Source organism: Streptomyces sp. NPDC004752 (assembly GCF_053601275.1).
Genome location: NZ_JBSGBN010000029.1, coordinates 47623 through 60279, shown reverse-complemented (window position 1 = coordinate 60279; position 12657 = coordinate 47623). Strand labels below are relative to the sequence as shown.

At 71.8% G+C, this 12657-nt stretch carries 12 protein-coding genes; 10 read left to right on the top strand and 2 right to left on the bottom strand.

All coding sequences use genetic code 11. The features are described from left to right. Positions 1 to 157 precede the first annotated feature (157 nt). On the bottom strand, positions 158 to 880 hold the full coding sequence (locus tag ACWEKM_RS14935) for a M50 family metallopeptidase (protein ID WP_451621573.1): 723 nt from the start codon (positions 878 to 880) through the stop codon (positions 158 to 160). 156 nt (positions 881 to 1036) lie between these two features. Here ACWEKM_RS14935 and ACWEKM_RS14930 point away from each other — a divergent pair, with 156 nt between their 5' ends. The 10 genes from ACWEKM_RS14930 (at position 1037) to ACWEKM_RS14885 (ending at position 11502) form a co-directional block, all read left to right on the top strand. After that, positions 1037 to 1891, top strand: coding sequence for an SOS response-associated peptidase (locus tag ACWEKM_RS14930; protein WP_451621572.1), 855 nt, complete (start codon positions 1037 to 1039; stop codon positions 1889 to 1891). Position 1892: 1 nt separating this feature from the next. Beyond that, entirely contained in the window at positions 1893 to 2522 is a 630-nt protein-coding gene (locus ACWEKM_RS14925; protein ID WP_451621571.1) for an alpha/beta hydrolase family protein, read from the top strand. 256 nt (positions 2523 to 2778) lie between these two features. Next, a complete protein-coding gene (sigR, locus tag ACWEKM_RS14920) occupies positions 2779 to 3462 on the top strand; it encodes an RNA polymerase sigma factor SigR (protein WP_451621570.1) in 684 nt (227 codons plus the stop codon). Then, positions 3459 to 3761, top strand: a complete 303-nt coding sequence (gene rsrA / locus ACWEKM_RS14915; RefSeq protein ID WP_451621569.1) for a mycothiol system anti-sigma-R factor — start codon at positions 3459 to 3461, stop codon at positions 3759 to 3761. Before sigR ends, rsrA begins: the two co-directional genes overlap by 4 nt. A gap of 168 nt (positions 3762 to 3929) precedes the next feature. Beyond that, on the top strand, positions 3930 to 5312 hold the full coding sequence (locus ACWEKM_RS14910) for an HD-GYP domain-containing protein (protein ID WP_451621568.1): 1383 nt from the start codon (positions 3930 to 3932) through the stop codon (positions 5310 to 5312). Next, complete coding sequence (locus ACWEKM_RS14905; RefSeq protein ID WP_451621567.1) at positions 5309 to 6679, top strand: HD-GYP domain-containing protein; 1371 nt, start codon at positions 5309 to 5311, stop codon at positions 6677 to 6679. The genes ACWEKM_RS14910 and ACWEKM_RS14905 overlap by 4 nt, the downstream gene beginning before the upstream one ends. A 100-nt stretch (positions 6680 to 6779) precedes the next feature. Beyond that, on the top strand, positions 6780 to 7790 hold the full coding sequence (locus tag ACWEKM_RS14900) for a tetratricopeptide repeat protein (protein ID WP_451621566.1): 1011 nt from the start codon (positions 6780 to 6782) through the stop codon (positions 7788 to 7790). A 203-nt stretch (positions 7791 to 7993) separates the two neighbouring features. Continuing rightward, entirely contained in the window at positions 7994 to 8644 is a 651-nt protein-coding gene (def, locus tag ACWEKM_RS14895; protein WP_451621565.1) for a peptide deformylase, read from the top strand. 333 nt (positions 8645 to 8977) lie between these two features. Further along, positions 8978 to 10063 (top strand): epi-isozizaene synthase, encoded by a 1086-nt coding sequence (gene cyc1 / locus ACWEKM_RS14890; protein ID WP_451621564.1) that lies wholly within the window; start codon positions 8978 to 8980, stop codon positions 10061 to 10063. Then, on the top strand, positions 10060 to 11502 hold the full coding sequence (locus tag ACWEKM_RS14885; RefSeq protein ID WP_451621563.1) for a bifunctional albaflavenone monooxygenase/terpene synthase: 1443 nt from the start codon (positions 10060 to 10062) through the stop codon (positions 11500 to 11502). The genes cyc1 and ACWEKM_RS14885 overlap by 4 nt, the downstream gene beginning before the upstream one ends. A 97-nt stretch (positions 11503 to 11599) precedes the next feature. Here the strand turns inward: ACWEKM_RS14885 and ACWEKM_RS14880 are convergent, their stop codons facing one another. Beyond that, positions 11600 to 12565 (bottom strand): helix-turn-helix domain-containing protein, encoded by a 966-nt coding sequence (locus ACWEKM_RS14880; protein ID WP_451621562.1) that lies wholly within the window; start codon positions 12563 to 12565, stop codon positions 11600 to 11602. Positions 12566 to 12657: the final 92 nt, after the last annotated feature.

Sequence of the window (12657 nt, the reverse complement as noted above, 5' to 3'; positions counted from 1 at the left end):
CGCCTGTCGCTTCCCCCCAACCCAAGATCTCGGCTTCGCCCGTTCCCGTTCCCTGCTTCGTCCGTTCCCGGCTTCGCTCGAACAGGGGGCCTCCGTCGCGACGGAGCCGCATCGATACGGCCCCACGCTCCCGGGACGTCGCCCCTTCGGGGCGTCCTCAGCCCGGCAGCAGCCACCTTCCCCCGCCGATCAGCGAGCACAGCGACACCGTGTGGAACAGGAACAGCCACAGCGCCGCCGGCACATGGGTCAGGCGCGACAGCTGGTCCGCGTCCGAGTCGCCCGCTCCTTCCCGCGCCCGCCTGGCCTGCAGCTCGAAGGCCGGTCGCACCCCGCCCAGCAGCAGGAACCACACCACCGCGTACCCGAACGCCGCCTGCACCTGCGCACCGGTCAGCCAGGACACCAGCAGGAAGGTGCCTCCGGTGAGGAGCACGGTCAGCGCCCCGTACGCGTTGCGGATCATCACCAGCATGGCGACCAGCAGGGCGGTGGCCAGCCAGAGCAGCAGCGTGATGTGCCCGGCGGCCAGCAGTGCGGCCCCGCCCAGGCCGAGCAGCGGTGGCGCGGTGTAGCCGGCGGCAGCGGTGAGGATCATGCCGAGGCCGTACGGCTTGCCCCGGCTGAGGGTGAGGCCGCTGGTGTCGGAGTGCAGACGGATGCCGGTGAGCTGTCGGCCGGTGAGCAGGGCCACCAGGCCGTGACCGCCCTCGTGCGCGATGGTGATGGCGTTGCGCGCCACGCGCCACGGCCCGTGCGGGACGACCACGGCGAGCGCCGCGGCCAGGGTGGCCAGCACCACCCACAGGTCCGGGTCGGGCTGGGTGCCCCACAGCCGGTCCCAGAGGTCGGGCAGCGCGGTCGATGCGGTGCTGTCCATGTGGTGCGGTCGCTCCCTTTGGTCGGGCCTGATCGGGACTGGTCGGGACTGGTCGGGCCTGTGGTCGGGCCCGGTCGAGTCGGCGGGGTCGGGTGGCCGGGTCGGGTGGTCGGTGACGGTGGCCTGGTGGCGGGTGGGCCTGGCAGTGTGGCACGTATGTGCGGACGGTATTCAGCGAGTCGTAGGCCCGAGGATCTCGCAGGAATCTTTGGAGTCGAGGTGGGGGTCCCCCCTGTTCGGGCGGAGTCGAAGGATGGGGGGAGGCAGCCGGAGGAGACCTTTGAGGCCGACTACAACGTGGCGCCCACCAAGGAGGTCTACGCCGTACTCGACCGTCCGGTGAAAGACGCCGAGGACCCGCGTCCGGTTCGGCAGCTGCGCAGGCTGAAGTGGGGGCTGGTGCCGTCCTGGGCCAAGTCGCCCGAGGGCGCCGCCCGGATGATCAACGCCCGTGCGGAGACCGTGCACGAGAAGCCGTCGTACCGCCGTGCCTTCGCCGCCCGGCGCTGCATCCTGCCCGCCGACGGCTACTACGAGTGGGTGACCGGCCGGCAGGAGCGGGAGTTGGAGGTCGAGGGGAAGAAGAAGCGGCCGCGCAAGCAGCCGTACTTCGTGCTGCCCGCCGACGGCTCGGTCTTCGCGATGGCCGGCCTGTACGAGTTCTGGCGGGACCGGACTCTGCCCGACGAGCACCCGCTGGCCTGGTGGGTGACCTGCTCGGTGATCACCACCGAGGCGGAGACCAGCCCGCTGGCCGTGGCCCCCGCCGAGGGGCCGCACAGCCTCGCCGAGATCCACCCGCGGATGCCGCTGATGCTCACCCCGGACCGCTGGGACGCCTGGCTCGACCCGTCCCGCACCGACGTCGAGGACCTGCGTTCGCTGCTGGCGCCGCCGCCGCACGGCCTGATGCGCGCCTACCCGGTCTCCACGGCCGTCAGCAGCGTCCGCAACAACGGCCCGGAGCTGCTGAAGGAGCTGGCGGGGCCGGAAGCGGGCACACTCTTCTGATGTGACCACAGAGATCATCGGTACGGACGCGGGGGACGCCCGCATCACCTGGCACACGGCGCGGCGGCCCCGGTTCGTGCTGGCCGTGAGCCATGGGGCAGGCGGCGGCATCGAGGCCCGCGACCTGCGGGCGCTCGCGGCGGCACTGCCCGCCCACGGCGTCACCGTGGCCCTCGTCGAGCAGCCCTGGCGGGTGGCGGGCCGGAAGGTCGCCCCGGCCCCGAAGACCCTCGACACCGGCTGGCGCGGGGTCTGGCCCGCCCTGTGTGCGCCCGGACTGCCGGTGATCTCCGGCGGGCGCAGCGCCGGGGCCCGGGTCGCCTGCCGCACCGCGGCCGAGCTGGGGGCGCACGCCGTCCTCGCCCTGAGCTTCCCGCTGCACCCGCCGGGCAGCCCCGAGAAGTCCCGGGCCGCGGAGCTGCTCGGGGCGGGGGTGCCCACGCTGGTCGTGCAGGGCGGCAACGACCCGTTCGGCAGGCCGGCCGAGTTCCCGGAGGGTGCCTACCGGCTGGTCGAGGTGCCGTACGGCGACCACGGCCTCGCCGTGCCCAAGCGGGCGGAGATCGGCCAGGAGCGGGCCCTGGAGATCGTCACCGACGGCGTCGCTCAGTGGGTCGCGTCACTCGGGTGACGCCCGGGAATGCCGCGCGCCGGCGCACTGTTGTGGGGGTCAGAAGTGCTGAAGCCCCGGCACCCACGTCGTAGGAGAGGAAGTCCGCCGCATGGGTTCGACCGTTTGCCCGAGCCACAGCAGCCGCACTGACCTGGACTGGACGGTGCTGCACGTGGCCAAGACCGCTCCGATTCGAGCGGCGGCAGGCACGGGTCGTGTTCTATCCTCCGATTCGAGTGGGGCCGGTGTCGGTCCTGCCCGGGATCTTGAGGAGGTGGGTCCGGTCACTGGGAACGACGCAGGGACCGACAACGGCCAGGCGGAGCTGCCCGAGGGCCAGGGCGCCGGTGCGGAGTCCGGCGCGGAGCGCAACGCGCGCTTCGAGCGGGACGCGCTCGAATTCCTCGACCAGATGTACTCGGCCGCGCTGCGCATGACGCGCAATCCGGCCGACGCCGAGGACCTGGTGCAGGAGACGTATGCCAAGGCGTACGCGTCCTTCCACCAGTTCCGTGAGGGCACCAACCTCAAGGCGTGGCTGTACCGGATCCTCACGAACACCTTCATCAACTCGTACCGCAAGAAGCAGCGCGAGCCGCAGCGCAGTGCGACCGAGGAGATCGAGGACTGGCAGCTCGCCCGCGCCGAGTCACACATGTCGACCGGTCTGCGCTCCGCCGAGTCGCAGGCGCTCGACCACCTGCCCGACTCGGACGTGAAGGAAGCGCTGCAGGCGATCCCCGAGGAATTCCGCATCGCCGTCTACCTCGCTGACGTAGAGGGCTTTGCGTACAAGGAGATCGCGGACATCATGGGGACACCCATCGGTACGGTGATGTCCCGGCTGCACCGGGGCCGCCGTCAACTGCGCGGCATGCTGGAGGACTACGCCCGCGAGCGCGGGCTCGTCCCGGCGGGCGCCGGAGAGTCGAACGAAGCGAAAGGCTCGGGCTCATGAGCTGCGGAGGGCCGCACGAGACGGACTGCAGTGAGGTACTCGATCATTTGTACGAGTTCCTTGACCGTGAGATGCCGGCAGCCGATCGCGACAAGTTCCAGCAGCACTTCGAGGAGTGCTCGCCGTGCCTGGAGAAGTACGGCCTGGAGCAGGCGGTGAAGAAGCTGGTCAAGCGCTGCTGCGGCCATGACGACGTGCCGATCGACCTGCGCGCCAAGGTCATGGGGCGGATCGATCTGATCCGCTCCGGCCAGGCCGTCCCCGAGCACGACATCACGGCGACCCCGCAGGAGTCCTGACCGGCTTGACAGGCCCTTGGGCCCGCGCTCTCCGCGGCCCGACCCCGCTGCTGACTGACTCCCAGGTCATCACCCGAACGTGCTAATCCGTGCGGCAGGGGCCCACGGACCCCCCGATCCGCGCCCTAGGCTCCAAAGCCAGGACGGGCATGGTCGGGGGAGGGCGTGATGGAGGCGGTTCCGGCACGGGCACGGGTGTACGTGGCCTGCGCCGCCGCGCTGGCCCTGCTCGGCCTGCTGCCGCTGCCCCAGACCGATGCGCCCTGGTGGGCGGTCGCGCTGCTCACCGCGCTCTACGCGGCCTGCGAGCAGATCGTCCGGCGCCGCTTCGGAGGCACCTTCCACCCCGTCCTGCTCGCCGGGGCCTTTCTGCTGCCCGCGCCCGCCGCCGCGCTCGTACCGGTGCCCGGCGCCCTGCTCTCGCCCGCCGAACGGCCCCGCGCGCTGCGCCGGATCTGGCGCGCCGCCCAGTCCTCGCTCGCCGTGTGGGCCGCGGCCCGTGTGCACGGGGCGCTCGGCGGCCGGGGCGCGGTCGTGAACTCCGACTTCCCCTACGCCCTCGTGCCGGTCGCCGCCGCCGTGCTCGCCTTCTGCCTCGTCCTCGCCGCGCTCGACGGCGGCATCCTCGCCCTGGCCGACCGGGTACCGGCGCGCCGGGCCTGGCGCGGGCTGCTGCCCCGCTCGCTCGCACCGATCGCCGTGCACGGACTGGCCGGGCTGATGATGGCCGTGCTGTGGCGCAGCCCGCACGGGCCGGTCGCCGCGCTGCTCGTGCTGCTGCCGATGGGCGTGTCCTGGTGGGTCTTCGCGCAGTACCACCGGGAGCGGGCGGCCCACCAGGCGACGATCCGCGCGCTCGTGCAGGCCGTCGACATCAAGGACGGCTACACCCGCGGCCACAGCGAACGGGTCGGGCAGGCATCCGTGCTGATCGCCCGCGAACTCGGCCTGGACGACGACCGCGTCGAGGTGCTGCGGTTCGCCGGGATCCTGCACGACGTGGGCAAGCTGGGCGTGCCGACCCGGCTGCTGCGCAAGGACGGGCCGCTCACCCCCGAGGAGCGGCGGGTGATCGAACTGCATCCCGAGTACGGCCACGAGATGGTGCGGGGGATCTCCTTCCTCGGCGAGGCCCGGGCGGCGATCCTGCACCACCACGAACGGCTCGACGGCAGCGGCTACCCGTACGGGCTGGCCGGCGCTCAGATCCCGGAGTGCGCCCGGGTGGTGGCCGTCGCCGACGCGTTCGACGCGATGACGTCCACGCGCTCCTACAGCAGGGCGCGGCCGGTGCCGACGGCGCTACGGGAGTTGGAGCGCTGCGCCGGGACCCAGTTCGACCCCCGGATGGTCGCCGCGCTGGTCCGGGCCGTGGGGCGATGGGGGTGCCCCGGCTCGACCGAAGCCGAGCGTGGGGGAGGCTGGCATCCCGCGGTCACCGCCGACGAGCCGGGCCACCCGGTGCCGCCCGCCGAACCCGTCCCGGGCCTGCGTGAGGCACATCCGAGCCTGCGTGAGGCACACCCGGGCCCGCGTGAGGCACACCGATGAGCGCGCTCCGGCTCGTCCATGTCTGCGCCGCGCTGCTCGCCGCCGTCTCCCTCGCCGTCACCCTCGGCTGTGGCCTGGAGCAGCGCGGGACCGCCCTCGCCTTCGGCGTGCTCATAGCCGTCGGCGAGCTGACCGTCCCCCGGCCCCCCGGCCCGGCCCGGGTGGCCGGCGTCCCCGTGACCGTCACCGGCGCCGACGTCAGGGAGACCGCGTCGCTCGGCGCGGCCAGCGCCCTGTCGTACGCGCTGCTCGGCGAGGGGGCCGGGCACGCGACCACCCCCCACGCGCTGAACCTGGCCCACAGCGCGGGGACACCCGTCCGGGCCGCGCAGGTCGTCACCGTCGTCCTCGCCGCCTCGCTGCTCGGCAGCGTCCCGCACCTGTGGTGCGGCCGGACCCGCACGCTCGACCACCTGGCCCGCCGGGTCCTCACCATCGGCTTCGCCGCCGTCTGCTGCCAACCCCTGTACGGGGACGGCCTGTTCGGGGCCCTGGGCGGCTCCGCGCACGCCGTGCTGCTGCTCGCGCTCCTCGTGCTCACCGCCCTGTGCGACGCGGTCCTGGCCGCCGCCCTGGCCCACTCCCGCACCCGGTGGCCGTTCGGCCCGCTGCTGCGGGACGAACTGCGCGGGCTGCTCGGCATCGGATCGGCGGTGTGCGCGACGGGCGCGGTGATGGCGCCGGCGGTGGCCGTCGTCGGACTGTGGGCACTGCCCGTGTTCTGCCTGCCGCTCCTGCTCACCCAGCTCACCCTGCGCCGGTACACCGCCGTGCGCGCCACCTACCGGCAGACCATCGCCTCCCTCGCCCGGGCCACCGAGATAGCCGGCTACACCCCGGCCGGACATGCCCACCGGGTGGCCGCGCTCAGCCAGGCCGTCGGCCGGGACCTCGGGCTGACCGCGCCCGAGCTGACCGTGCTGGAGTACGCGGCCCTCATGCACGACATCGGCCAGCTGAGCCTGGTCGACCCGGTGTCGGCCGGGGCCACCGCCGGGCTGCCCGCCGCGGAACAGCGGCGGATAGCGCTGCTCGGCGGTGCCGTCGTACGGCAGACCGGGGTGGTCGCGGCGGTCGCGGTGGTCGTGGAGCGGCAGGCCGACCCCTACCGGGAGCAGCCGGTGGCCGCGCGGATCATCCGGGCCGTGAACGCATACGAGGAGAAGGCGCGGGACGCCGGTCCGGGAGCCCCGCTCAAGGCCCTGGAGGAGCTGCGGCTGGGTACCGCCGGGGACTACGCGCCCGAGGTGGTGGAGTCGCTCGCGCGGGTGCTGGGGGAACGAGGTGCGGCGCGCGAGCTTCTCGGCCAGGGCGGACGCCGGACCGGACGGTCTGACCCGGCCCCCGGCTGGGTAACCCATGGGTAATGAGCGCCTCTCCTGCCGTACGTGGTTGGATGCGAGGGAGAGGGTGTCCGGGGGCACAAGCCAGCCCACAGTGCGGATCTGGAACTGGCAGGCGGGAATCGTGAGGATCTTCGGCAAGGGACGGCACCGGCCCTCCGCCTCCTGGCGGCAGGCCACCGACCGGGCGTTCACGCTCATCGGCGACGGCCGGTACGAGGACGCGGGTGAGCTGCTGACGCGCGCCGCCGATCTGGAGCCCTGGCTGTCCGAGTCCTGGTTCAACCTCGCCCTGCTGCACAAGTTCCGGCACGACTGGGAGCAGGCCCGCGCCGCCGGCCTGCGGGCCGTGGCCCTGCTCGACCGGGAGACCGGCGCGCCCGACTGGTGGAACGTGGGCATCGCCGCCACCGCCCTCCAGGACTGGCCGCTGGCCCACCGCGCCTGGCAGGCATACGGGCTGCGGGTGCCCGGGGGTACCTCCCGGCCGCCGAAGACCCAGGGAGGCGCCGGCGCCTCCGGTGAACCGCTCGGCATGGAGCTGGGCAGCGCGGCCGTACGGCTGTCCCCGGAGGGCGAGGCCGAGGTCGTCTGGGGCAGGAGGCTCGACCCGGCGCGGATCGAGGTGCTGTCCATTCCGCTGCCCTCGTCGGGGCGGCGCTGGGGCGAGGTCGTGCTGCACGACGGGGTACCGCACGGCGAGCGCACCACGGCCGCCGGGCACGCCTACCCGGTCTTCGACGAGATCGAGTTGTGGGCCCCCTCGCCCGTGCCCACCTGGGTGGTCCTGCTGGAGGCCGCCACCGAGGCCGACCGGGACGCGCTGGAACAGCTGGCCGCCGACGCCGGCTTCGCCGCGGAGGACTGGTCCTCGTCCGTGCGGCTGCTGTGCCGGATGTGCTCCGAGTCGCGGATGCCCTCCGACGAGGGCGACGGGGAACACCTGGATCCGCACGATCACAGCGAGCCGGGGCATCCCGGGCCGCTCGGACACCGCACGGACGGGCAGCTGTGGGTGCCGGAGCGGGAGTGCGGCGTTGCCGCCCCGGCCTCGCTGGTCCGGGGGTTGCTGGACGGGTGGGTCGCGGACAGCCCGGACTCCCGGGACTGGCGGGATCTCGAAGAGGTCTGTTAGAGGCCGTTGCCCGGCCGCGGGTTTGTCGTGGCCGGTCGCGGGCCAGGGCCCACCCCCACGTTCTCGGCTTCGCTCGAACAGGGGGATCATCAGCGCGGCGGAGCCGCATGGTGGATATCGCCCCGGGCCTCTTCCGGGGCGCGGCACCCGTACCCTGTATCAGCAACTTCATCCCCGCTTTGTGAGGAAGGCGTACGTCGCTCATGGCGCAGCAGGACACCGATCAGCAGCACGCGGGCGTGCTCCCCGTGGACGACGAGGGCTTCGTCGTCGACACCGAGGACACCGAGGAGCGCGAGGCCGCCTGGCGGGAGCGCGGCACCTCGCGGCCGATCACGGTCGTGGGCCATCCGGCGCTGCACAAGGAGTGCGCGGACGTCACCGAGTTCGGCGAGGAACTCCAGCAGTTGGTCGCGGACATGTTCGCCAGCCAGCGCACCGCCGAGGGCGTGGGCCTGGCCGCCAACCAGATCGGCGTCGAGCTGAAGGTCTTCGTCTACGACTGCCAGGACGACGAGGGTGCCCGGCATGTCGGCGTGGTCTGCAACCCCCGGCTCGTGGACCTGCCCGCCGAGCGGCGCCGGCTCGACGACAGCAACGAAGGCTGCCTGTCCGTACCGACCGCGTATGCGCCGCTGGCCCGGCCCGACTACGCCGAGGTGACCGGGCAGGACGAGCGGGGCAACCCGGTCAAGGTGCGCGGCACCGGCTACTTCGCACGGTGTTTGCAGCACGAGACCGACCACCTGTACGGGTACCTGTACATCGACCGGCTCTCCAAGCGCGAGCGCAAGGACGCGCTGCGGCAGATGGCCGAGAACGAGCCACGCTACCCGGTGGTCGCCAACGACTGAGGCCGAATGCGGCCCCGACCGGCCAGTGGCGAGGCCGGACCAGCCGGTGGCAACGCCCGACCAGCCGCGCGACGCCCGACCAACCGGTGGCGGCGCCTGATCAGCCGGTTGCGACGCCCGGCCAGGGAACTCCCTGGCCGGGCGTCGTGCGTAGCGCTGCACAGTCGATCGCAGCAGGGGAGAACCTCCGCGCTCCGGGGTAGTGAATGGAGCAAATCCGTTCCCAGATCGGTCAGTTGTGGTGCTGAATGGGAAGTCGGGGGGATACACAACGGCGCACGCCCGGCACAGCAAGCGGCGCGTGCGCATCTGACGGCTGAGAGGGGTTTGTTCGTGCATGCAATACCACACGGCACCACATCGACGCCCACGGCGATCGCGGTCCCACCGTCGCTCGCTCTTCCGGTGATCGAGGAAGCCTTTCCCCGGAAACTGCATCCGTATTGGCCACAACTCCAGGAGAAGACCCGCCTCTGGCTGCTCGAAAAGCGGCTCATGCCGGCGGACAAGATTGCGGAATATGCCGATGGCCTGTGCTACACGGATCTGATGGCGGGGTACTACACGGGCGCCCCCGACGACGTCCTACAGGCCATAGCCGACTACAGCGCGTGGTTCTTCGTCTGGGACGACCGGCACGACCGTGACATCGTGCACGGCCGCGCGGCCGACTGGCGGCGGCTGCGGTCCCGGCTGCACACGGCCCTGGACTCACCCCGACACCATCTGAACCACCAGGATCCCGTGGTCGCGGGGTTCGCGGACAGCATGGTGCGGCTGTACTCCTTCCTGCCGCCGACCTGGAACGCGCGGTTCGCCCGCCACTTCCACGCGGTGATCGAGGCGTACGACCGCGAGTTCCGCAATCGCACCGAGGGATATGTTCCCGGCGTCGAGGAGTATCTCGCCCTGCGGCGCCTGACGTTCGCCCACTGGATATGGACGGACCTGCTGGAGCCGAGCGCCGGACTCGAACTCCCCGACGCCGTGCGGAAAGACCCGGCATATCGTCGTCCGGCCTTGCTCAGCCAGGAATTCGCCGCCTGGTACAACGACCTCTGCTCACTCCCCAAGGAAATAGCGGGAGATGAGGTCCACAATCTCGGAATCAGTCTTGTCACTCATGAAGGGATGACCCTGGAAGAAGCGGTCGGCGACGTCCGGCGGCGCATCGAGAAATGCATAACGGAATTCATCGAGGCGGAACGCACGGCCGAGCGGTTCGCCGATCATCTGGACGACGGCACGACCCGAGGAAAGGAACTCGGCGTCGCCGTACGAGCCTGTGTCTGCGCCATGCGCAACTGGTTCAGCTCGGTCTACTGGTTCCACCACGAATCCGGCCGTTACCGGGTCGACAGCTGGGAGGACCGGTCCACGCCCCCGTACGTCAACAAGGAAGCGGCAGGTGGGAAATGACCGTCAAGCACGTGAAGCCCGAGACCCCCGGGACACCGGAGACCCCCGGGACACCGGAGACACCGGAGACCCCCGGGACACTGGAGACACCTGAGACGCCCGAGGCGCCCGAGTTGTTCGAACCGCCCCTGGCGGGCGGCGCCGTGCCGGTCCTGGGCCATGGCTGGAAGCTGGTCCGCGACCCGCTGGCCTTCATGTCCCAACTGCGGGACCACGGCGACGTCGTACGGCTGAAGCTCGGCCCGAAGACGGTGTACGCCGTGACCACCCCGGCGCTCACCGGAGCGCTGGCGCTCAGCCCCGACTACAAGATCGACGGACCGCTGTGGGAGTCCCTGGAGGGACTGGTCGGCAAGGAGGGCGTGGCCACCGCCAACGGGCCCCAGCACCGCCGTCAGCGGCGCACCATCCAGCCCGCCTTCAGGCTCGACGCCATCCCCGCCTACGGGCCGATCATGGAGGAGGAGGCGCATGCGCTGACCGAGCGCTGGCGGCCCGGCGAGATCGTCGACTGCACCTCGGAGTCCTTCCGGATCGCGGTGCGCATCGCCGCCCGCTGCCTGCTGCGCGGCGACTTTATGGACGAGGGGGCCGAGCGGTTGTGCGTCGCGCTCTCCACCGTTTTCCGTGGTATGTACCGCCGGATGGTGGTGCCGCTCGGACCGCTGTACAAACTGCCTCTTCCGGCCAACCGCGAATTCAACCGGGCACTGGCCGATTTGCACCTCCTCGTCGACGAGATCATCGCCGAACGCCGGGCATCCGGTCAAAAGCCGGACGATTTGCTGACGGCATTGCTGACGGCACAGGACGAGAATGGCGACCCCATCGGGGAGCAGGAGATCCACGACCAGGTCGTCGCGATACTCACCGCTGGCAGCGAAACGGTCGCCTCCACGATCATGTGGCTGCTCCAGGTGCTCGCCGAACACCCGGAACACGCCGAGCAGGTGCGCGACGAGGTGGAATCCGTCACCGGCGGCCGACCGGTCGGATTCGACGATGTCCGCGGGCTGCGGCACACGAACAATGTCGTCGTCGAGGCGCTGCGCCTGCGCCCGGCCGTATGGATATTGACGCGGCGCGCGGTCACCGACACCACGCTCGGCGGCTATCGCATTCCCGCCGGGGCGGACATCGTCTACAGCCCGTACGCCGTCCAGCGCGACGCCCGCTCGTTCGCCGACAATCTCGGCTTCGACCCCGACCGCTGGCTGCCGGAGCGGGCCAAGGAGGTGCCGAAGTACGCGATGAGCCCGTTCGGCGTGGGCAACCGCAAGTGCCCGAGCGACCACTTCTCGATGGCGCAGCTGACCCTGATCACCGCGGCGCTGTCGTCGAAGTACCGCTTCGAGCAGGTCAGTGGGTCGAACGACGGGGACCGGGTGGGCATCACGCTCCGTCCGCAGCGGCTGCTGCTGACACCCGTGGCGTGGTGACGGCCGGTGTCCGGCACCTGCTGACGCCGCGCTACTGAACCGGACGCCGCGCGACCGACCCTGACGGCGCGCGTCGCTCTCGGCTACCGGTGCGTGTTCAGGCGGCCACGGGGCCCCGGAACGCGCGCCGGTAGGCGTGCGGGGTCGTGCCCAGCGCCCGGACGAACTGGTGGCGCAGCGCGGCGGCCGTACCGAATCCGGTGCGCGCCGCGATCGCGTCCGTCGTCTCGTCCGTGCCCTCCAGCAACTCCTGTGCCAGCAGCACCCGTTGGCGCAGGATCCAGCGGTAGGGGGTGGTGCCGGTCTCCTGCTGGAAGCGGCGGGCGAAGGTGCGCGGCGCCATATGGGCGCGGGCGGCGAGCAGCTCGACGGTGACCTCCCGGTCGAGGTGCTGCTCCATCCAGGCCAGCACCTCGCCGACGGTGTCGCACCGGCTCCTGGGCAGCGGGCGCTCGACGTACTGGGCCTGTCCGCCGTCCCGGTGCGGCGGCACCACCATGCGCCGGGCGATCTTGTTGGCGACCTCGGGGCCCTGCTCCTTGCGCACGAGGTGCAGACAGGCGTCGATCCCGGCCGCGGTGCCGGCGGAGGTGATCACCGGGTCGGCGTCGACGTAGAGCACGTCCGGCTGGATGATCGCCCGCGGGCAGCGCGCGGCCAGCTCCCCGGCCTGCCGCCAGTGCACGCTGCACCGCCGCCCGTCGAGCAGCCCGGCGGCGCCGAGCACAAACACCCCGGAGCAGACGCTGAGCACCCGCGCCCCGCGCTCCACCGCCGCGACCAGGGACTTCAGCAGCTCGGGCGGGTAGTCGCGGGTGACGAACTCCTCGCCGGCCGGTACCGCGATCAGGTCGGCCTCGGCCAGCCGGTCCAGCCCGTACGGCGTCGAGACGGTCAGCCCGCCGACATGGGTGCGCAGCGCCGGGCCCTCCGCCGAGACCACGGCGAAGTCGTACCTCGGCAGTCCCTCGTCGCCGCGGTCGAGGCCGAACACCTCGCAGACGACGCCCAGCTCAAAGGGGTGTACGCCGTCCAGCAGGACGGCCGCCACGTTCTTCAGCATGCTGCCAGTGTGCCTCGCCGCTGGCAGTAATTCGAGGGTGTGCGGCAGTCCTGCCACTGCCGGTGCGGGGTGTCAGGCGCGACAGTGGATTC

Excerpts from the sequence above, each read along its gene's own strand:
- ACWEKM_RS14905 (WP_451621567.1), top strand. The coding sequence starts at position 5,309 with ATGAGCGCGCTCCGGCTCGTCCATGTCTGCGCCGCGCTGCTCGCCGCC.
- ACWEKM_RS14935 (WP_451621573.1), bottom strand. The coding sequence starts at position 880 with ATGGACAGCACCGCATCGACCGCGCTGCCCGACCTCTGGGACCGGCTG.
- ACWEKM_RS14930 (WP_451621572.1), top strand. The coding sequence starts at position 1,037 with ATGTGCGGACGGTATTCAGCGAGTCGTAGGCCCGAGGATCTCGCAGGA.
- ACWEKM_RS14885 (WP_451621563.1), top strand. The coding sequence starts at position 10,060 with ATGACCGTCAAGCACGTGAAGCCCGAGACCCCCGGGACACCGGAGACC.
- ACWEKM_RS14910 (WP_451621568.1), top strand. The coding sequence starts at position 3,930 with ATGGAGGCGGTTCCGGCACGGGCACGGGTGTACGTGGCCTGCGCCGCC.
- ACWEKM_RS14880 (WP_451621562.1), bottom strand. The coding sequence starts at position 12,565 with ATGCTGAAGAACGTGGCGGCCGTCCTGCTGGACGGCGTACACCCCTTT.
- rsrA (WP_451621569.1), top strand. The coding sequence starts at position 3,459 with ATGAGCTGCGGAGGGCCGCACGAGACGGACTGCAGTGAGGTACTCGAT.
- def (WP_451621565.1), top strand. The coding sequence starts at position 7,994 with ATGGCGCAGCAGGACACCGATCAGCAGCACGCGGGCGTGCTCCCCGTG.